16 protein-coding genes, 1 tRNA gene and 1 pseudogene are annotated in these 20,201 nt (G+C 74.6%); 6 read left to right on the top strand and 12 right to left on the bottom strand.

Going from position 1 to position 20,201, the window contains the following annotated elements:
- Window positions 1-64: 64 nt before the first annotated feature.
- Entirely contained in the window at window positions 65-520 is a 456-nt protein-coding gene (locus ACFVU9_RS42460) for a GatB/YqeY domain-containing protein (RefSeq protein WP_387602909.1), read from the bottom strand.
- 103 nt (window positions 521-623) lie between these two features.
- On the opposite strand from ACFVU9_RS42460, the gene ACFVU9_RS42465 reads away from it, so the two are divergent.
- From ACFVU9_RS42465 to ACFVU9_RS42475, 3 genes are all read left to right on the top strand, one after another.
- Entirely contained in the window at window positions 624-1,244 is a 621-nt protein-coding gene (locus tag ACFVU9_RS42465; RefSeq protein WP_387602912.1) for a CGNR zinc finger domain-containing protein, read from the top strand.
- Window positions 1,245-1,374: 130 nt separating this feature from the next.
- On the top strand, window positions 1,375-2,319 hold the full coding sequence (locus ACFVU9_RS42470; protein ID WP_380494455.1) for a metallophosphoesterase: 945 nt from the start codon (window positions 1,375-1,377) through the stop codon (window positions 2,317-2,319).
- Between the two features lie 100 nt (window positions 2,320-2,419).
- Window positions 2,420-2,493: transfer RNA gene (locus ACFVU9_RS42475), tRNA-Pro, on the top strand.
- 149 nt (window positions 2,494-2,642) lie between these two features.
- Here ACFVU9_RS42475 and ACFVU9_RS42480 read toward each other — a convergent pair.
- Both ACFVU9_RS42480 and ACFVU9_RS42485 read right to left on the bottom strand, forming a co-directional pair.
- On the bottom strand, window positions 2,643-5,072 hold the full coding sequence (locus ACFVU9_RS42480) for a right-handed parallel beta-helix repeat-containing protein (RefSeq protein WP_387602915.1): 2,430 nt from the start codon (window positions 5,070-5,072) through the stop codon (window positions 2,643-2,645).
- Window positions 5,073-5,261: 189 nt separating this feature from the next.
- Entirely contained in the window at window positions 5,262-7,973 is a 2,712-nt protein-coding gene (locus ACFVU9_RS42485) for an ATP-binding protein (RefSeq protein WP_387602918.1), read from the bottom strand.
- A gap of 155 nt (window positions 7,974-8,128) precedes the next feature.
- On the opposite strand from ACFVU9_RS42485, the gene ACFVU9_RS42490 reads away from it, so the two are divergent.
- The 3 genes from ACFVU9_RS42490 to ACFVU9_RS42500 all read left to right on the top strand — a co-directional run bounded on the left by ACFVU9_RS42490 (window position 8,129) and on the right by ACFVU9_RS42500 (window position 11,426).
- Window positions 8,129-8,506, top strand: a complete 378-nt coding sequence (locus ACFVU9_RS42490) for a nuclear transport factor 2 family protein (protein ID WP_387602921.1) — start codon at window positions 8,129-8,131, stop codon at window positions 8,504-8,506.
- A gap of 357 nt (window positions 8,507-8,863) precedes the next feature.
- Window positions 8,864-10,711 (top strand): S9 family peptidase, encoded by a 1,848-nt coding sequence (locus ACFVU9_RS42495; protein ID WP_387602924.1) that lies wholly within the window; start codon window positions 8,864-8,866, stop codon window positions 10,709-10,711.
- A 505-nt stretch (window positions 10,712-11,216) separates the two neighbouring features.
- Complete coding sequence (locus ACFVU9_RS42500; RefSeq protein ID WP_387602927.1) at window positions 11,217-11,426, top strand: hypothetical protein; 210 nt, start codon at window positions 11,217-11,219, stop codon at window positions 11,424-11,426.
- A 10-nt stretch (window positions 11,427-11,436) separates the two neighbouring features.
- Here the strand turns inward: ACFVU9_RS42500 and ACFVU9_RS42505 are convergent, their stop codons facing one another.
- From ACFVU9_RS42505 to ACFVU9_RS42545, 9 genes and pseudogenes are all read right to left on the bottom strand, one after another.
- Window positions 11,437-12,228: an SURF1 family protein gene (locus ACFVU9_RS42505; RefSeq protein ID WP_380446052.1), complete on the bottom strand. Its 792-nt coding sequence runs from the start codon at window positions 12,226-12,228 to the stop codon at window positions 11,437-11,439.
- 107 nt (window positions 12,229-12,335) lie between these two features.
- Entirely contained in the window at window positions 12,336-13,682 is a 1,347-nt protein-coding gene (locus tag ACFVU9_RS42510; protein WP_387602929.1) for a hypothetical protein, read from the bottom strand.
- Window positions 13,675-14,220 (bottom strand): SigE family RNA polymerase sigma factor, encoded by a 546-nt coding sequence (locus ACFVU9_RS42515; RefSeq protein ID WP_380446054.1) that lies wholly within the window; start codon window positions 14,218-14,220, stop codon window positions 13,675-13,677. Before ACFVU9_RS42515 ends, ACFVU9_RS42510 begins: the two co-directional genes overlap by 8 nt.
- Window positions 14,221-14,626: 406 nt before the next feature.
- Entirely contained in the window at window positions 14,627-15,697 is a 1,071-nt protein-coding gene (locus ACFVU9_RS42520) for an aspartate-semialdehyde dehydrogenase (protein ID WP_380494474.1), read from the bottom strand.
- A 28-nt stretch (window positions 15,698-15,725) separates the two neighbouring features.
- Window positions 15,726-17,006 carry an aspartate kinase gene (locus ACFVU9_RS42525; RefSeq protein ID WP_363654588.1) on the bottom strand — a complete coding sequence of 427 codons (1,281 nt, stop codon included), beginning with the start codon at window positions 17,004-17,006 and terminating at the stop codon, window positions 15,726-15,728.
- A 350-nt stretch (window positions 17,007-17,356) separates the two neighbouring features.
- Window positions 17,357-18,106 (bottom strand): DUF5063 domain-containing protein, encoded by a 750-nt coding sequence (locus ACFVU9_RS42530; RefSeq protein WP_380446056.1) that lies wholly within the window; start codon window positions 18,104-18,106, stop codon window positions 17,357-17,359.
- The gene (gene recR / locus ACFVU9_RS42535; protein WP_380446057.1) at window positions 18,099-18,698 is read right to left on the bottom strand and encodes a recombination mediator RecR; all 600 of its coding nucleotides are present in this window, start codon (window positions 18,696-18,698) and stop codon (window positions 18,099-18,101) included. The genes ACFVU9_RS42530 and recR overlap by 8 nt, the downstream gene beginning before the upstream one ends.
- 256 nt (window positions 18,699-18,954) lie before the next feature.
- Window positions 18,955-19,293: a YbaB/EbfC family nucleoid-associated protein gene (locus ACFVU9_RS42540; protein ID WP_359964018.1), complete on the bottom strand. Its 339-nt coding sequence runs from the start codon at window positions 19,291-19,293 to the stop codon at window positions 18,955-18,957.
- Window positions 19,294-19,407: 114 nt separating this feature from the next.
- Window positions 19,408-20,201: pseudogene (locus tag ACFVU9_RS42545) on the bottom strand (DNA polymerase III subunit gamma and tau); the annotation flags it as partial.

A 20,201-nucleotide genomic window follows, 5' to 3' on the forward strand; every position in this document is an offset into this window, starting at 1 on the left:
ATCTCGGGGGGCGCCCTCCGCGTTCGTTGCTGCGCGGCTTCTGCCGCGGTGCCCGGACCGGGACTCAGCCGGCCAGCGCGGCCTTCACCGCGGCGGCGACGCGGCCACCCTCGGCCAGACCGTCCACCTTCGGGCGCACCAGCTTCATCACGGCGCCCATGCCCTGCGGACCGGTGGCCCCGCTCTCCGCGACCGCGGCGGCCACGATGGCGGTGAGCTCGTCGTCCGAGAGCTGCTTGGGCAGGTAGGAGGCGAGCAGTTCGCCCTCCTGCCGCTCCCGGGCGGCCTGGTCGGTCCGGCCCGCGGCGTCGAACGCCTCGGCGGCCTCGCGGCGCTTCTTCGCCTCGCGGGTGACCACCTTGAGCACCTCGGCGTCGGACAGCTCGCGCTTCGTCTTGCCCGCCACCTCCTCCGCGGTGAGCGCGGAGAGCGTGAGCCGGATGGTGGACGAGCGCAGCTCGTCCCGGTCCTTGATGGCAGCCGTGAGGTCCTCCTGCAGCTGCGCCTTGAGCGTCGTCATGGCCCCGAGTCTCCCACCTGCGGCGTTCGGGTGCCCGGCATTAACGGTCACGGGCCACGGACAGGCCCTGCGGACCGGTCCGGTAACCCATTAGAGTGGTTACATGACCGAAGGTGCCGAGGCCCGGCCGACCGTCGTCCCCGGGCTGCTGCTGACCGCACCGAGCGGCACCGGCTTCCACTTCGACCCCGGCGCGCTCTGCCTCGAACTGCTCACCACCGGTGGCCCCGGCAGCCACGCCCGCTGGGAGGTCCTGCACCGACCCGACGACCTCACCGCCTGGCTGCCCGCCTCGCGGCTGCGCCTGCCCGCGGACGCCGTCCGGATCACCGACGCCCAGCTCACCGCCGCCCGCACCCTGCGCGACGCCCTCTGGCGGCTCACCGCGGCCAGGGCCCGCGGCGAACGCGGCGCCGCCGCCGACTACGCCGTCCTCAACCGAGCCGCCGAACACCCCCCGCTCGTCCCCAGGATCGCCCCCGACGGCACCGCGGCGCCCCCCCTGCCCGCCGACGGCGACCAGTTGGCCTCCACCGTCGCCCGGGACGCGATAGCCCTGCTCACGGGCCCGCACGCGGACCGCATCCGCGAGTGCGGCGCGCACAACTGCTACCTGATCTTCGTCGACACCTCCCGGCCGGGGCGGCGGCGCTGGTGCTCCATGGAACGCTGCGGCAACCGCAACAAGGTCCGGGCGCTGCGGGCCCGGCGGGAACCGGAGTAGCCGGGGTGCCCGCGCCCCGGCCCGCTTCCCCGTCCGCCTCCCACCCCCTTCCCCATCCGCCCCCCTACCCGCATCCCATCCGGGCGGACGGACGTTCACCAGCTGATCCGCCGTCTGAGAGCATGGAACGATGCGACCGCTGTACTCCGTCCCCCTCGGAATCGCCGCCACCGGCGCCGCCTGCCTCGCCTACTCCGCCGGGTACGAGGTCCGTTCCTTCCGGCTGCGCCGGGTCGAGGTCCCCGTCCTGCCCCGGGGCGCCCGCCCCCTCCGGGTACTGCAGGTCTCCGACATCCACATGGTGAGCGGCCAGGGCAAGAAGCAGCGGTGGCTGAAGAGCCTCGCGGGCCTGCGCCCCGACCTCGTCGTGAACACCGGCGACAACCTCTCCGACCCGCTCGGCGTCCCCGCCACCCTCGACGCGCTCGGGCCGCTGATGGAGTTCCCCGGCGTGTACGTCTTCGGCTCCAACGACTACTACGGCCCGGCCCGCAAGAACCCGGCCCGCTACCTCCAGGCGCTGCGCAGCGGCATCCACGGCATGAACAACCCCGACGGCACCGGCAACCGCGGCATCGTCGGCGCCGTCCACAACCCCTGGGAGAAGCTCCGCGACGGCTTCGACGCGGCCGGCTGGCTCGACCTGACCAACACCCGCGGCCGCCTCACCCTCGGCGGCCTCGACCTCGAGTTCACCGGCCTCGACGACCCGCACATCCGCCGCGACCGCTACAGCGAGGTCACGGGCGGCCCGTCCGCCGACGCCGACCTCTCCCTCGCCGTCGTCCACGCGCCCTACCTGCGCGTCCTGGACGCCTTCACGGCCGACCGCTACCCGCTGATCCTCGCCGGCCACACCCACGGCGGCCAGCTCTGCATCCCCTTCTACGGCGCCCTGGTCACCAACTGCGACCTCGACGCCAAGCGGGTCAAGGGCCTCTCCACCCACACCGCCGGCGGCCGCCGCTCCTACCTCCACGTCTCCGCCGGCTGCGGCACCAACCGCTACACCCCCGTCCGCTTCGCCTGCCCCCCCGAGGCCACCCTCCTCACCCTCACCCCGGCCGCCCGCTGACCCGCCCCGGACGCCCGCCGGGAATCGGATTTCGTGTCTCGGCGAGCGTCCGGTAGAGTTCTACTCGTCGCGAAGGAGACGGAGCGACAAACAGAAAGACCGGGGTGTGGCGCAGCTTGGTAGCGCGCTTCGTTCGGGACGAAGAGGCCGTGGGTTCAAATCCCGCCACCCCGACCCAGTCCAGAGGGCCTATCGGAGAAATCCGGTAGGCCCTCTGGCGTTTCTGCGTGACGGCGGCTCAGGTCCGCCCGGGTGGAACGGCGCAGGCCCGGTGTCCCTGAGGGGAGACCGGGCCTGCGTGTGTACTCGGGGGGTGTCGCGGGTCAGAACGTGGTGATGATGGCGAACACCGAGTCGGAGACACCCGCGTAGGCGTTGCTCAGGCTGAAGGTCGCCGCCTGCGGGCGGTAGATGCCGAAGGTGGTGCGGCCGCGGCCCTGCCAGTCGCCGGTCACCGGGAAGTCGCCCACCGCGCCGTAGGTGGCGGTGGTGATGGTGCCGTCGTCGTGGCGCAGGGCGAAGGTGTTGGTGCCGCCCCACTGCCGGTCGGGGCGGGCGATGCCGAGCTGGGCGTGGCCGACGCCGTCCCAGTCGCCGACGATCGGGAGGTCGCCCTGCTGGCCGAGGGTCGCCGTGCTGACGCTGCCGTCGTCGTGGCGGACCGCGAAGGTGTTGGTGCTGGGCCGGTAGACGGCCAGCTGGGCGTGGCCGTTGCCGTCCCAGAGCGCGGGGACCGGAATGTCACCCGGCGCGCCGAAGGACACGGTGGTGACGCTGGTGTCGTCGTGGCGCAGCGCGAAGACGCCGTCGCGGTAGATGCCGAGCTGGTCGTGCCCACCGTCCCAGGAGCCGGTCACCGGGACGTCGCCGGACTGGCCGAAGTACACGGTGTTGACCCGGCCGCTGTTGTCGTTGGTGGTGGCCAGCGACCACATGCCGCTGTAGAAGACGCCCACGTGGGTGCTCGCGCGGCCGTCCCAACGGCCCGTCACCGGGGTGCCCGAGCGGGTCCAACCGTCGACCCGGACCTGCTGCGAGTAGGTCAGCGAGCGTCCGTGGTCGTCGACGAAGGTGGCGGTGGCGGTGTAGGTCCCGACGTGGGGGTACTCGTGCGGAATACCGTTGGCGCTCCCGTTGCGCACGACCGTGCCGCTGCCGTCCCCGAAGTCGACGGTGGTGCTGACCAGTGGCCAGGGGCTCGTGACGGTGGCGTAGAGCTCGACGTGCGTCGGGCCGTAGTTGCTGTTCTGGACCGCCGAGATCGTCGGCGCGGACAGCGGGCCGACCGGGTCGACGGTGATGTTGGTGGTGGAGGTCTTGGTGTTGCCGAGGCCGTCGGTCGCGCTGAGCACGGCGCGGTAGGTGCCGGGGCCGGGGTAGGTGTGGACCACCTGCGAGGGGGTGAAGGGCTGGGGGCCGGTCCCGTCGCCGAAGTCGATCGTCGCGGTGGCCTTGGACCACGGCGAGTAGACGATGCCGAGGAACGCCTTGTCCAGCGGGTGCCCGGCCGGGATCCGGTTGTTCCAGTCCCAGCTGAGGCCGACCGCGAACGGGTTCTGGCGCTCGATGGCGCCGCGGTCGTAGTACGTCGCCGTGCCGGTGCCGGTGTTGTCGACCAGCGGGTCGTCGACGCGCTGGTTGCCCAGCAGGTCGGTGGTCAGCTCGCCGGGTGCGCCGGCGTCGGCGGAGTCCAGCGCGTTGGTGTCGCGCTGCGGGGTGACGTCGTCGTTGGAGTTGCCGCCGAGGTTGAAGCCCGGGTCGGTGTCGACGTCGTGCGCGCCCTGGCCGGTGGCCGCGGTGAAGGCGGCGGGCGAGGTGTAGACGGTGCCGGCCCAGGAGTAGGCCTGACTGCCCGCGTTGACACCGGTGCCGGGGTGGACGACGTTGTAGTCGGCCTTGGTGCCGGTGACCGAGCCGGCCGAGACGACGAACTCGACCGGGCCGGCCTGGGGGCAGCGGATGGTCGTCGGGCCGGTGGCGGTGATGATGTTGTTCTCGATCACCGCGCCGCTCGACGCGCCGGCCAGCGAGACGCCGGTGCCGCAGTTCTCCGCGACGGTGTTGCTCGTCACGACGGTGCCGGGGGCGTCGGTGACGACGATGCCGCCGCCGATGTTGCTGGTCAGGGCGTTGGTGGTGACGACCGTGCCGGTGACGCCCGGGTCGACGGCGATGCCCGCGCCGCCGCTGGCGCCGATGCGGTTGCGGCTGACGGTGCTCGCCGTGGTGGCGCCGGTGAGGCGGATGCCCGCAGCCTTGGCCGAGCCGGCTCCGAGCAGCGTGTTCCCGTCGACGACGATCCGGTCCGAGTCGGCGACGAGCACGGCCTCCTGGGCGGTGTTGAACGCCAGGCCCTGGATGGTGACGTCGTGGACCTTGGAGAGCGAGAAGCCGTGCCCCCCGACGACGCCGACCTGGGCGGTGGGGAGCTTGTCGGTGTCCGGCAGGCCCTGGAAGGTGATCGGGTGGCCGGGGGTGCCCGAGTGGGTGACGGTGACCTGCTCGGCGTAGGTGCCGGCGCCCTCGGCGATCTGGACGGTCTGGCCGGGCTGGGCGGCGTCGGCGGCGGCCTGCACGGTGCAGTACGGCTGGGCCTGGGCGCCCGTGCCGGCGTCCGAGCAGTGCGCGGTCGGGCTGTTGTTCACGTAGAGCGTGGTCGCGTCGGCGTGTGCGGCGCCCACCGACAGCGTGGTTCCGGCGATCGCGGAGCTCACCAGAGCCGCGGCGATGCCGATGTGACGTCTTATGGACATGTCCATCCCCCAGGGCGTTCCAGGACTTTCGGGTAACGCGAAACAGCGCCGGCGGGGTCCCGGTCCGGGACCGCGCGGAAGTGATCACAGACCGGCGCGCAGAGCAGTATCCACCCTGCTCGGCCGCGCGTTCCATCGGGATTCCCCCCTGAGCGCGGCGGGGCGGTCCGAGCCGTGTCGGGCGGGGCGTCAGAGCAGGTCGGCGAGGGCGGTTCGGGAGGTGATGCCCAGTTTGGGGTAGGCCTTGTAGAGGTGGTGGCCGACCGTGCGGGGGCTCAGGAAGAGTTGGGCGGCGATGTCGCGGTTGGTGAGGCCGCGGGCTGCCAGGCGGGCTATCTGGAGTTCCTGCGGGGTGAGGGCCGCCAGGGGGGAGTCGGGGGCCGTCGGGGTGGGGGCGGTGGTGCCGGTGGCGGTGAGTTCGGTGCGGGCGCGGGTGGCCCAGGGGTGGGCGGCGAGGCGTTCGAAGGTTTCGAGGGCGGCGCGCAGGTGGGGGCGGGCGTCGGTGCGGCGGCGGGCGCGGCGCAGCCACTCGCCGTAGAGGAGGGCGGTGCGGGCCTGTTCGAAGGGGCGGTGGGTGCCCTCGTGCAGGTCGAGGGCGGCGCGGTAGGCCGATTCGGCGAGTTCGTCGGGGCCGAGGAGGGCCTGGCAGCGCAGGCGCAGGGCCTCGGTCCAGGGACGGCCGGCGGCGGCGCTCCAGCGGGCGAAGCGTTCGTACGGCTCGGCGGCGCGGTCGGGGGTGCCGAGGCGGACGGCGGCCTCGACGAGGTCGGGGACGGCGCGGGTGGCGCTGACGTGGTGCCGGTAGCGGCCGGTGGTGAGGGTGTGCAGGCGGTCGGCGGCGTCGCCGGCCCGGCCGTGGCCGAGGTCGTCGAGGGCGAGCGCCCAGTGGGCCCAGGGTTCGCCGGAGGCGGGGGCGGCGGTCTGCGGTCCGGTGGTGGCGAGGGCTTCGGCGGCGAGGCGGGTGCAGGTGTCGGTGGTGCCGGCGAGGGCGGCCAGGTAGGCGAGCAGGGCGGCGAGTTGGCTGACCCACTGGTGCTGGCCGGTGTCGCGGGCGAGGTCGAGGGCCTCGGTCGCGGTGACCTCGGCGTCGCGGTGGCGGCCGTGGAAGAGTTCGGCCTCGGCGAGGAAGAACCCCAGTGTGGGCAGCACGCCGACGGCGCCCTTGGCGCGGGCTTCGGCGACGAGTTCGGCGGCGAGTTCGGCGGTCTCGTCGTCCCGGCCGAGGACGAGGGTGGCGCCGCACAGCTGGACGAGGTCGGCCGGGGTGTCGGCGCCGGCCGCGCGGGCGGCGTCGGCGGTGGCGCGGGCGGTGGGCAGCGGCCCGGCGGGCCGGCCGAGGGCCGGGAGGACGGCGGCCGTCAGGTGGCGGGCGAGCGGGGTGAGCGGGTCGTCGTCGGCGAGCGGGAGGGCGGCGAGGCGGTCGAGGACGGCGGCCACCGGCTCCTCGCCCGCGTACCAGGCGGCGTGGAAGGCCTGGAGCAGCATCCGGGCGGCGTGCGGCGGTTCGACGGCGGTGCCGGCGGCGTCGAGCAGCAGGCGGTGGGCGGTCGGGTAGGAGCCGCGCCAGAAGTGCGCGGTGGCCCGGACGTGGTCGAGCAGCGCGTGCGCGAGGACGCTGTCGGTGCGGGCGGCCGCCTGGTCGGCGAGGGCCTCCGCGTGCTCCAGCCGGCCTTCCTCGGTGGCGGCTTCGGCGGCGAGGACGAGGCGGCGGGTGGCGGCGTCGCGGTCGGGGGTGAGCCGGGCGGCGCGTTCGTAGGCCGCGGCGGCGCCGCCGTGGGCGCCGCGGGTCCCGGCGCGGACGGCGGTGCGTTCGAGCGCGTCGGCGAGGTCGGCGTCGGGGGCGGTGGCGGCGAGGGCGAGGTGCCAGGTGCGGCGGTCGCCGTCGGGCAGGGCCGCGCCGACGGCCCGGTGTGCGGCCAGGCGCTGGAGGTGCGGCGCGCGTTGGAGGACGGCGGCGCGCAGGAGCGGGTGGCGGAACGCGAGCCGGCGATCGGGGGCGACCGTCACCAGGCCCGACTCCTCGGCGGGGGCGAGGTGTTCGGCGCAGGCGCCGAGGGTCTCGGCGGCGGGCAGGACGACGTCGAGTTCGCCGTTCTCCTCGATGGCCGCGACGAGGAGCAGCGTCTGGGTGGCGGCGGGCAGGCCGGTGACCTGGCCGTGGAAGGCGATGAGCAGCCGGCTGGTGAGCGGAAGGCTGCCCGGTGCGGCCGTCTCCGGTCCGGTGACGGGGAGTTCGGTGAGGGCGAGGGGGTTTCCGGCGGCCTCGGCGAGCAGCCGGCGGCGGACGGGGGCGGGCAGGTCGGGGCCGGCGCGGTGGGCGAGCAGCCGGGTGGCGTCGTCCTCGGCGAGTGGCGCCAGCGTCAGTTCGGGCAGGCCGAGTCGGGCCTCCGCGGTGCTGCCGTCCGACCGGGCGGCGAGCAGGAGCGCGACGCCTTCGGCCTGGAGGCGGCGGGCGGCGAGCAGCAGGGCGTCCCAGGAGGCGCGGTCCAGCCACTGGACGTCGTCGACGACGCACAGCAGCGGCCGGTCGGCGGCGAGTTCGGCGAGCAGCCCGAGCGTGGCGAGCCCGGTGAGCAGGCGGCCGGTGGAGCCCGGAGCGGCGGTGAGGCCGAACACCGTCTCCAGCGCTAGGCGTTGCGGTCCGGGCAGGGCGGACAGCCGGTCGAGGCCGGGCGCGAGCAGCAGGCTCAGCCCGGCGTAGGGCAGTTCGGCCTCGTGCTCGACACCGGCCGCCCGGATCACCCGGAAGCCCTCCCCGGCCGCCGCGACCGCGTGATCCAGCAGGGCGGTCTTGCCGATCCCGGCCTCCCCGGCCAGCAGCAGCACGCCGCTGCGGCCCTCCCGCGCCCCGTCCAACAGCCCGTCCACGACGGCCTGCTCGCGTTCCCTCCCGTACAGCATGGCTCCGACCCTACCCACCCCCGCCGGACGGTGACCGGCGAACGTACGCACCCCCTTACCCATACGTGACGGATTCGCCCGCGCCCGCCCGTCCCTACCTTTGTGAGCAGCGGGAACGACCCGCCCAACACCCCACCGGGACACAGGAGAAGACGATGACCGAGATCACCACCGCCGCCCTGCAGCAGCTCGCCGAGCGCTACCTCGCGGTCTGGAACGAGACCGACCCGGCCGCCCGCCGCAAGCTGATCGACGAGGTGTGGGCCGAGGACGGCCGCTACACCGACCCGCTGGCCGCGGTGGCCGGCCGGGACTCGATCGACGCGCTGATCGGCGCCGCCCAGGCCCAGTTCCCGGGGCTGGAGTTCACCCTCGGGCCGGTGGACGCGCACCACGACATCGCCCGGTTCACCTGGAACCTCGGCCCGGCCGGCGCCGAGCCGATCGTGATCGGCTTCGACGTGCTGACGGCCGGTCCGGACGGGCGGATCGCCTCGGTGGCCGGCTTCCTGGACCGCGTCCCGGGCGCCTGAGCCGCCGTGGCGGCTGCCGGTTCCGTGTCCCCCGCGCGACGTGGGGGCACGGAACCGGGCGTCAGCGCCACAGCCGGAGCGCACGGAACCGGGCGTCGCCACCGAAGGCGTGAGTACGGAACCGGGCGTCGGCACCGAAGGCGTGAGCACGGAACCGGGCGTCGGCACCGAAGGCGTGAGCACGGAACCGGGCGTCGGCACCGAAGGCGTGAGCACGCGAGCCGGAGCGCACGGAATCGGTCGTCGGCACGAGGACCGGCCCCGCGCACGCCCCCGGCGGGGGCGCGCCACCCCCCGGAGGGTCCGAAACCCACCCGCCCGTTCCGCTTCGTCCCCCCCATCGGGTTGGATGGTCGGATGAGCGAGGATAAGAGCGCCGTCCCGGCGTGGGAGCAGCGGTTCCGCGCGGCCCGGGTGTCCCTGCCGGACTGGGCCGAGGACGCCCCCGACCGGGCGCTGTACGTGTCCAACGCGACCGGCACCTACGAGGTCTACGCCTGGGACCGCGCCACCGGCACCCACCGTCGGGTCACCGACCGCCCGAACGGCACCACCGACGCCGAGCTGTCCCCCGACGGCGGTTCGGTGTGGTGGTTCGACGACCACGACGGCGACGAGTTCGGCGTCTGGCGCCGCCAGCCGTTCGCCGGCGGCCCCGACGAGGCGGCCGTGCCCGGCCTGGAGCCCTCCTACTCGGCCGGCCTGGCCCTCGGCCGCGACGGCACCGTGGTCGTCGGCCGCTCGACCGACGAGCACGGCACCACCCTGCACCTGCGCCGCCCCGGCGCCGCCGAGGCCGTCGAGATCTACCGGCACGAGGAGTACGGCGGCGTCGGCGACCTCAGCCACGACGGCACCCTGCTCGCGATCGACCACACCGAGCACGGCGACGCGATGCACTCGGCGATCCGGGTCGTGCGCCTGCTCCCCGGCGGCACCGGGGGCGCGGACGTCGAGACCGTCGCCGAGCTCGACGAGGTGACCGGCCGGGACGAGCCGCGCGGCGTCGCCTGCCTCGGCTTCGCCCCGGTCGAGGGCGACACCCGGCTGCTCGTCGCCCACCAGCGCACCGGCCGCTGGGAGCCGATGATCTGGGACGTCGCCACCGGCGCCGAGACCGCCCTCCCGCTGCGCGACGAGCAGGGCCGCGAACTGCCCGGCGACGTCTCCGCGCAGTGGCGGCCCGGCGCCGAGGCGCTGCTCGTCGAGCACGAGTACGAGGCCCGCAGCGAGCTGTTCTCGTACGCGCTCGCCGACGGCCGGCTGACCCGCCTCGACACGCCGCGCGGCACCGTCGGCGGCGCCACCGCCCGCCCGGACGGCACCGTCGAGTACCTCTGGTCCTCCGCCGCCGAGCCGTCCGCCGTCCGCTCCACCGCGGGGACGGTCGTCCTGCGGGCGCCTGGCCCGGTGCCGCCCGGCTCGATCCCGGTCGAGGACGTGTGGGTGGACGGCCCCGGCGGGCGCGTCCACGCGCTCGTGCAGCGGCCCGTGGGGGCCGGCGAGGGCCCGTTCCCGACCGTGTTCGAGATCCACGGCGGCCCGACGCACCACGACAGCGACTCCTTCGCCGCCGGCCCGGCGGCCTGGCTCGACCACGGCTTCGCGGTGGTCCGGGTCAACTACCGCGGCTCCACCGGCTACGGCCAGGCCTGGACGGACGCCCTGCGCGAGCGCGTCGGCCTGATCGAGCTGGAGGACATCGCGGCCGTCCGGGAGTGGGCGGTCACCAGCGGTCTCGCCGACCCGGGGCGGCTGGTGCTCACCGGCGGCAGCTGGGGCGGGTACCTGACCCTGCTCGGCATCGGCGTGCAGCCGGAACTCTGGGCGCTGGGCGTCGCCGCCGTGCCGGTCGCGGACTACCACACCGCGTACGCCGACGAGATGGAGGCGCTCAAGTCGCTCGACCGCACGCTCTTCGGCGGCACGCCGGAGGAGGTCCCGGAGCGCTTCACCGCGTCCTCGCCGCTCACGTACGTCGAGCGGGTGCGGGTGCCGGTCTACATCAGCGCCGGGGTCAACGACCCGCGCTGCCCGATCCGGCAGATCGAGAACTACGTCGAGCGACTGGCGGAGCTCGGCAAGCCGCACGAGGTCTACCGGTACGACGCCGGGCACGGGTCGCTCGTGGTGGAGGAGCGGATCAGGCAGCTGCGGCTGGAGATCGACTTCGTCCGGCGCCACCTGGGCGGGGGGTCGGTGTGAGGCGTCGGCTGACGCTGGCGGGGGTGGGGGTGGCCGGTGCGCTCGTGCTCACCGGCTGCTCCGGCGGGCACCGCGACCACGCGGGCTGCCCGCCCCCCGCAGGGCCGACCGGGCCCTCGGTCACCGCGACGGCCACGCCGATCGCGACGACCACACCGGTCGCCACGGCCACTCCGGTCGTTACGGGAACACCTGCCGTTACGGGCGCACCTGCCGTTACGGGCACAAAGGTCGTTACGGGAACACCCAAGGCCTCGGCCACCGCCGGGGCCACCCCGGCGAGCGCGCCGGTCGGGGCCGCGGTGGTGCAGGCGGCCTACCCGACGACGTCGGGCAACGGGTCGAAGGGCTCCGCCGGGAGCGGGTCCAAGGGGTCCGGCGGCGGATCCGGCGGTGCGAGCGGGTCGAGCGGCTCGAAGGGGCCCAAGGCCCCCAAGGGCGGTCGGTCGGTGCACCACCACATCGACCACCACGAGTCGGAGGCCGTGTACGGCACTCACAGCCGGTGCCACAACGGCCCGACGCCGGCCCCGGCACCGTCCGGCACGTCGACCTTCACCCCGCGTGCGACCCCGTGGGCTACCCCGTCCGAGGCGCCCTCCCCGCTGCCTCCCGCGTCCCCGGCGGCGCCGTCGCGACCGGTCGCGCCGCCCACAACGCCGCCCACCGCGACGCCCACCGCGGCGGGCAAGCCGTCGCGCTGACGGCCGCCTGAGGCGGAACCGTCAGTCGAGGACCGGGTCCAGTCCGAGGGCCCGGTCCTGCTCGGCCTCCGCCTCACGGCGCAGCAGGCGGTACCACATGAAGACCACGAAGCCCGCGAAGACGAACCACTCCAGGGTGTAGCCCAGGTTCTGGAACGCGCGGAGCGTCAGCCCGTCGCCGCCCTGCGGCTGGACCGTCGGCACCTCGGTCAGCCCGGCCGGAGCGGTGTCGGCGGCGACCCAGCCGTCGTACCAGCCGTCGTACGACAGCACGTTGAGCAGCGCCGCCCGGTTGATCGTGCCGAGCTGGCCGGCCGGCAGACCGCCCGCGACGGCGCCGTTGCTGCCGATCGCCTCGCCGGCCTGGAGCCGGCCGGTGACGGTCACCTCCCCGCCGGGCGGCGGTGCCGCCGCGGACGACGCGTCGGAGGGCGTCCCGGGGGCCCAGCCGCGCACGACGGCGACGGCGTGGCCGTCGGCGGTGCGGAGCGGGGTGAGCACGTAGTAGCCCTGCTTGCCGTCCACCGTGCGGTTGGGCACGAGGAGTTGGTGCGCGCTGTCGTAACTGCCGCTCACCGTGACGGGCTTGCCGACGGTGTCCGTGGTGACCTGCGGGCTGGCCGGGGTCAGCAGGGCGTCGATCGGCCTGGTCTCACTCGTGGCGGCGAGCGCCTGGCCGGCCGCCTTGTGCGAGGAGAACCGGTCCTCGAACCGGCCGAGCTGCCAGGAGCCCAGCCAGAGGCACACCGCGATGGCCACCAGGGCCAGCACGGTGCCGCCGAGCCAGCGCGGAGTGAGGAGGAACCGGTACACACCCCCCACGGTAACCACTCTTCACACGCCGTCCGACCACAGGGGGCCCGACACCGCTGCGGGACACCGGGCGCCGGACCGCTCCCGGCCCCGCTCCCGGTCTTCGGCTACCCGGCCGACGGCGTCCCCGACGGCTGCGACGCCGGCCCGCCCACCGCCTGCAGGCCGCCGCGGTACACCGTCCCCGCGCACGCCCCCGGCAGGAGGACGGCGGCGGCCGACGGGCTGCCCGGCGCCGGGGTGTGCGCGATGGTGGCGGACGGCGGGTTGGAGACGGTCGGGTTCGGGGTCGGGCTGCCCGTGGGGGTGGGCGCGGTGGTCGGGCCCGTGCTGGGCGACGGGCTCGCCTGCGGGTTCGACGAGGGCGCGGCCGACGCGCCGGACGCGGGGGCGCCGGAGGCCGCGGGCGCCTGGGTGGTGAGCGAGATCGGGCCGGGACCGGTCGCGCCGGTCGGCGCCGCCGTGGCACCGCCCTGGCCGGTCGTCGGGCAGACCGGGTCGGGGATCCAGGCGAACGGCACCCGGTAGCCGGCCTGCGGGGCGAGCAGCGGCGGGTCCGTGTCGGCGGGCGGCAGGCCGGTGGCCGGGTCGCCCGCGGTGTGGTCGGTCACCCGGATCCGGCTGCGGTCCGTCCCGGTGACCCCCGTCACGGAGACCGCGCCCGGCCCGCCGAGCCGGCAGGCGTGCCCGGAGACGTTGGTCACGGCGAACCACCCGTAGATCCGCCCGGCGGCGTCGGCGGGCCCGGCCTGGCCCGAGCCCTGGCCGAGGTCGCCGCGGGTGCAGAGCGGGACGATCGGGCCGTCCCCGCTGCTGGTGGCCGCGGCGGGGGCGGTCGTCCCGGCGTCGGCGCGGGCGCTGCTCGCGCCGGGGCTGGGCGAACTGCTCGCGGTGCCGGACGGCTGTCCGACGGTGCCGGGGGCCGGGCCGGGGTGCGGGGACGCGCCGAACGGGCCGGAGCCGTCGGCCGTCGTCCCGGCGGGGACGCCGGTGGCGGGGCCGTCGGCGTGCGGCGAGCCGGGGCCGCCGGAGAGGCCGAGGTGGTCGGCGGTGTGCAGGGCGGGCAGGGCGATCGCGACGGCGGCGGCCAGCGCGAGGGCCCCGGTCAGGGCGCCGCGGCGGGCGGCCCGGCGGCGGGGCACGGCGGTGCGGATGCGGGGCAGGCCGCCGGGGCCGGGCTGGATGCCGGCGACCGCCCGGTGCATCAGGTCACGGACGGCCAGTTCGTCGGTCGTGAGGTCCGCGGTCGGGTCCGTCGAGAGATCGGTCGTGAGGTCCGCGGTCAGGTCCGCCGCGGGATCGGCGGTGAGGTCCGCGGTCGGGTCCGCCGCGGGACCGGCGGTGAGGTCCGCGGTCGGGTCCGTCGGGAGACCGGGGGTGGGGTCCGACGCGACGTCCGCCGCGGGATCCGGAGTGAGCCCCCCGCCGTGGGCCTTTCCCGCGCCGTCACCCATGGCCGGCCTCCATCTGCGTGCGCAGGGCGGCGAGTCCGCGCGAGCCGTACGCCTTCACCGATCCGAGCGAGATGCCCAGGGTCTCGGCGACCTGCGCCTCCGTCATGTCCACGAAGTAACGCAGCACCAGAACCTCCCGCTGACGGCGTTGCAGGCCTCGGAGCGCGGCTTTCAACTGGTCACGCTCCAGCGCATCGTAGGCGCCTTCTTCTGCACTGGCCATGTCAGGCATCGGTTTCGGCAGCAGCCGCAGGCCGAGGATCCGGCGGCGCAGCGTGGAGCGGGACAGGTTGACGACCGTCTGCCGCAGGTAGGCCAGGGTCTTCTCGGGCTCGCGCACCCGGCGCCGGGCGGCGTGCACCCGGATGAACGCCTCCTGGACGACGTCCTCACAGGTCGAGAGGTCGTCCAGGAGCAGCGCGGCGAGCCGCAGCAGGGAGCGGTAGTGGGCCTGGTAGGTCTCGGTGAGCAGGTCCTCGCTGGTACCGGCGTCGGCACCGGCGCCGGAGTCCGCCGTACCGGGTGCGACCGCGGTCATCTGGCTTTCTTCCGGCCTACTCGCAGGCCAATGGGCGCGCGGCGGGAAGGTCACCGCGGCACTCGCCGAGATGCCCGCCCCTGCCCCCACCATCACGTTCGCCACGCCCGTTGGACACTCGATCCCCTGTCATGGTTGCCCAGCCCGGGGGACATTCTTCCGCATCCGCGGAAGTGGCCTCCAGGGAATTCGAGAGGGTTTCCGGACAGATTGTGGGGAGGACGATCCCATATCGGACGGTCCCGCCTCACATCGGACACACGGATCGGGCACACTGATCGGGCCGGACCGGCCGTCAGGACGCCCGCTCCTGGGGCCGCAACCGCCCCCGGAGGGTCGTACCGGCCGGGTCGACCACACAGGTCGGCTACGCAGGTCGGCCACGCGGGCCGACCACACAGGTCGGCTACGCGGGCAGGAGCTCGCCCGCCACGAGCTCGGCGATCTGGAGCAGGTTGAGCGCCGCCCCCTTGCGCAGGTTGTCGCCGCACAGGAAGAGGTCCAGCGCGGCCGGCTGGTCGAGCGCGCGGCGCACCCGTCCGACCCACACCGGGTCCGTCCCGACCACGTCGTTCGGCGTCGGAAACTCCCCCGCCGCCGGGTCGTCGTAGAGGACGACGCCGGGCGCCCCGCGGAGGATCTCCTGCGCGTGCTCCTGCGTCACCTCCCGCTCGAACAGCGCGTGGACGGCGAGCGCGTGGGTCCGGACGACGGGGATGCGCACGCAGGTCGCGGAGACCCGCAGGGCGGGCAGGTTGAGGATCTTGCGCGACTCGTCGCGGATCCCGACCTCCTCGGAGGACCAGCCGCCGTCCCGCAGACTGCCCGTCCAGGGCACCGCGTTGAACGCGAGCGGCGCGGCGAACGGCCCGTGGTCGGCGATCACCGCGCGCAGGTCGCCGGTCTGCCGGCCGATCTCCTGGCGGCCGGCGTCGAGACCGCCGACGAGCGCGGTCTGCTCGCGCAGGGCGGCCTCGCCGTCGCGGCCCTCGCCGGAGGCGGCCTGGTAGGAGGCGACGACGAGTTCGACGAGCCCGTACTCGGCGTGCAGCGCCCCGATGGCCGCGATCATCGCGAGGGTGGTGCTGGCGGGGCTGGCGACGATGCCGCGCGGGCGGATCCGCAGCGCGGCGGCGTTCACCTCGGGGACGACCAGCGGGACCTCGTCGGCGGTGCGGAACGCGGCGGAGTCGTCGACCACGACGACGCCCTTGGCGGCGGCGATCGGCGCCCAGCGGGCGGAGACCTCGTCGGGCACGGCGAACACCGCCACGTCGATCCCGTCGAAGGCCTCCTCCGTCAGCGCGACGACCTCGACGGACTCCCCGCGCACGACCGGCTTGCGGCCGGCCGAGCGCGGGGAGGCGACGAGTCGTACCTCGCCCCAGACGTCCTGACGGAGCGAGAGCAGGCCGAGCAGCACCTCGCCGACCGCGCCGGTGGCGCCGACGACGGCGAGGTTCGGCCGCCGGGTCATCGCCCGGTGCTCCCGCTCGGCTCCCGGCTCATCGCCCGGTGCCTCCGTAGACGACGGCCTCGTCCGTGTCGCTGTCCAGCCCGAAGGCGCTGTGCACGGCGCGGACGGCCTCCGGCACGTCGTCGGCGCGGGTCACGACCGAGATGCGGATCTCCGAGGTGGAGATCAGCTCGATGTTGACGCCGGCGGCGGACAGCGCCTCGAAGAACGTCGCGGTGACGCCCGGGTTGGAGCGCATGCCCGCGCCGACCAGGGAGATCTTGCCGATCGCGTCGTCGTAGCGCAGCGACTCGAAGCCGATGCCCTCCTTGACCCGGCCGAGCGCGTCGATGGCCTTCTGGCCCTCGGTCTTGGGCAGGGTGAAGGAGATGTCGGTCAGCCCGGTCGACGCGGCGGAGACGTTCTGCACCACCATGTCGATGTTGACCTCGGCGTCCGCGATGGCGCGGAAGATGCGCGCGGCCTCGCCCGGCTTGTCGGGCACGCCGACGACCGTGACCTTGGCCTCGGAAGTGTCGTGGGCGACTCCGGAGATGATGGCCTGCTCCATCTCGCCCCCTTCGGGCTTGTTCGGGTTGTCGTTGCTGACGATCGTCCCGGGGAGACCCGAGAAGGACGAGCGTACGTGAATCGGGATGTTGTAGCGCCGGGCGTACTCCACGCAGCGGTCGAGCAGCACCTTGGAACCGGACGAGGCCAGCTCCAGCATGTCCTCGTACGCGATCCAGTCGATCTTGCGGGCCTTCTTCACGACGCGCGGGTCGGCGGTGAACACGCCGTCCACGTCGGTGTAGATCTCGCAGACCTCGGCCTTGAGCGCGGCGGCGAGCGCGACCGCGGTGGTGTCCGAACCGCCCCGGCCCAGCGTCGTGATGTCCTTGCTGGACTGCGAAACGCCCTGGAAGCCGGCCACGATCGCGATGTTGCCCTCGTCGAGGGCGGTGCGGATGCGACCCGGCGTCACGTCGATGATGCGTGCCTTGTTGTGGACGGAGTCCGTGATGACACCGGCCTGGCTGCCCGTGAAGGACTGGGCCTCGTGCCCCAGGGATTTGATCGCCATGGCCAGCAGGGCCATGGAGATGCGCTCTCCAGCGGTCAGCAGCATGTCGAACTCGCGGCCGGCGGGGAGAGGTGACACCTGCTCCGCGAGTTCGATGAGCTCGTCCGTCGTGTCGCCCATCGCGGACACCACGACGACGACCTCATGGCCGGCCTTCTTGGCGTCAACGATTCGACGGGCCACGCGCTTGATGCCCTCGGCATCCGCAACGGATGAGCCGCCGTACTTCTGCACGACAAGGCCCACGTGCGCTCCTCGACTTGTGTCGTTTCCGGGGGCGGGTGGGCCCCCGCACCCCCGGGGAAGGGGGATCTGCGGTCCGCGTCAGTCTACCGAGCAGGGGTGCCGCGACCGGTGCCATCCATATGATGAGACGCACGTTTCAGCACGTGGGCAGCGGTGCGGGGCGGGCACCGGCAGGTCTGCGGGCCATCCGGCGCGGCCCCGAAGATTCGGCGGACGAACGGACGGCGGCACGGCCGGATTTCTTTCCGGGGCCGGGCGGTGAGGCCTTCGTCACACTCGCGGGGCCGATGCCGACCCCGGCCCCACCTGCCGCCCCGGAGCCGCTCCTGGCGCCGCTGCCAGCGCTGCTCCTAGCGCCCGAGGCCGAGCTCGGCCGCCATGAGGTCGCCGGCCTGCTGCTCCAGCTGCTCGTCGGTGAGCCCGTCGTCGTCCGTGTCGGCGCCGTCCGGCACCGCACCGATCGGGCTGTCCAGCCGGACGTGGGCGATCAGCGACTGCAGCGCCCGCAGCACCGCCGAGCAGGTCGTGCCCCAGTTCGAAAGGTACGAGAACTGCCACCACCACAGCGCCTCGCTGACCCGGCCCTCGCGGTAGTGCGTCAGCCCGTGCTGGAGCTCGCCGACCACGCCGGCCAGGTCGTCCGAGATCCGGAACGCGTTCGGCTTCTCCGGCGGACCGTACGGGTCGAAGACCTCGTGGTAGACGTCGATCGGCGCGAGCAGCGCCGCCAGCCGCTCGCGCAGCAGCTCGCCGTCCGGCTCCGGCCCCGCGTCCGGCTCGAAGCGGTCGTCCGGGACGACGTCCTCGATCGCGCCCAGCCGGCCGCCGGCCAGCAGCAGCTGCGAGACCTCCAGGAGGAGCAGGGAGACGGCACTGCCCGGCTCGTCGCCCTTGGCGACCTCGGTGACGGCGAGCACGAAGCTCTCCACCGAATCCGCGATCTGCACCGCGAAGTCGTCCGGCTCCGAACCGTGTCCGTGGGTGTGCGGGGCGTGGTTCCGCCGGTCCCCGTGCGGGTCGCCGTGCGGCTGCCCGTGCGCCTCGCCGTGGGACGGCTGGTGGGGGGCGTGGGGCTGCTGGTTGATCGTCCGGTCAGACATCGAGCAGTCGTCTCCCTTCGAAGGCGCGGCCGAGGGTGACCTCGTCCGCGTACTCCAGATCCCCGCCGACGGGCAGACCGCTCGCCAGACGGGTCACCTTCAGGCCCATCGGCTTGCACAGCCGGGCCAGGTAGGTGGCGGTCGCCTCCCCCTCCAGGTTGGGGTCGGTGGCCAGGATCAGCTCGGTGACCGTGCCGTCCGCGAGGCGCGACAGCAGCTCGCGGATCCGCAGGTCGTCCGGGCCGACGCCCTCGATGGGGCTGATCGCGCCGCCCAGCACGTGGTAGCGGCCGCGGAACTCGCGGGTGCGCTCGATGGCGACGACGTCCTTGGGCTCCTCCACCACGCAGATGACGGCCAGGTCGCGGCGCGGGTCCAGGCAGACCCGGCACTGCTCGGCCTCCGCGACGTTCCCGCAGACCGCGCAGAAGCGGACCTTGTCCTTGACCTCCAGCAGCGCGTGCGCGAGGCGGCGGACGTCCACCGGGTCGGCCTGCAGGACGTGGAAGGCGATCCGCTGCGCGCTCTTGGGCCCGACGCCGGGCAGCCTGCCCAGTTCGTCGATCAGGTCCTGAACCACGCCCTCGTACAACGTCGCGCCTTCCCTCGGGTGGTCGGTGGTGCTCCGGCCGGTGCTCGGTCGATGCTCCGGCCGGTGGTCGGTCGATGCTCCGGCCGGTGGTCGGTCGGTGGTCCGGCCGGTGCTCGGTCGGTGGTGCTCCGGTGCCATCATCCAACGAATCGGGCGCCGGACACACCGCCCGACGCCCGACTCCCACATAAATCACACGGACCTACCGGCCGGACTCCCACAGTGACCGGCCGGTCCGGAGCCCGCCCGGTACCGCCTAGAACGGCAGACCGGGCATGCCGCCACCCAGGCCCTGGGTCAGCGGGCCCATGCGCTCGGCCTGCATCTTCTGCGCGGCCTGGTTCGCGTCCCGGACCGCCGCCAGGACCAGGTCGGCCAGGGTCTCGGTGTCCTCCGGGTCGACGGCCGCCGGGGCGATGGTCAGCGCCACCAGCTCACCGGCACCCGTCACCGTGGCCTCGACCAGACCGCCGCCGGCCGAACCGTTCACCTTCGCCTCGGCCAGCTCCTGCTGCGCCTTGGCGAGGTCCTGCTGCATCTTCTGCGCCTGCTTCAGCAGTTGCTGCATGTTGGGCTGGCCTCCACCGGGGAACACGGCTCACTCCTTGCTGTCGCACCTGTGCACGGGCTCGCGCGGCTCGTCCGCCGTCGTCCACGGCGTGGTCCTCGCTCGTCACCCGTCGTCGTCTCCGCCGAGCCTACGTGCTGCTCAGTTGCCGCGGTGGTGGATCTCCTCCAGGACCGTGGCACCCAGTTCGCGGATGATCAGGTCCTGGCCGGAGAAGGCCTCCTCGTTGAGGTCCGGGTCGTCCTCCTCCGGGATGTCGTCCTCCGGGGCCACGTGCGGCGCCGGGGGCCCGGCGGCGGGCGGCGGGCTCTGGACGGGCGCCGCCTGGACCGGCGCCGGGGCCGGAACCTGGGCCTGCGCCTGGGGCTGCGGCCGGACGGGCGGCGCCGGGGCGGCGGGCTGCACCGGGGGCGCGGCCGCGGCCGGACGCGCCGGGGCGCCCCAGCCGCTGGTGGTGGCGCCCGGGGCGGGGGCCCCGCCGCCGAAGCCGCCACCGGTGCCGCCACCGGCTCCCCCGCCCGCTCCGCCGGACGGGTCGACGATGCACTCGATCCGCCAGTCCACGCCCAGCGCGTCGCCGAGCGCCTGGCGCAGGACGTCGTCGCTGTTGCTGCCGACGAAGCTGTCGCGGGCGCCCGCGTTGACGAACGACACCTGGAGCACGCTGCCGTCGAAACCGGCCACCTGGCCGTTCTGGCTGAGCAGGATCCAGGTGAAGCGGCGGCGGTTCTTCACCGCCTCCAGGATCTGCGGCCACAGCTGCCGGACCTGCGCGGCGCCCTGCTGGGCGGCGCCGGACGGCTGCGCGGCGGCCGGCGGCTGCGCGACGGGTGCGGGCGCGGGCACGGGGGCGGGCGGGGCCGCCTGGGGCTCGGGCTGCGCCGCCACGGGCGCGGCCGGGGCCCCCGCCGGCGCGGCGGGGGGGGGGCGGCGGG

Source organism: Kitasatospora sp. NPDC057936 (assembly GCF_042887525.1).
Taxonomy (GTDB): Bacteria; Actinomycetota; Actinomycetes; order Streptomycetales; family Streptomycetaceae; genus Kitasatospora.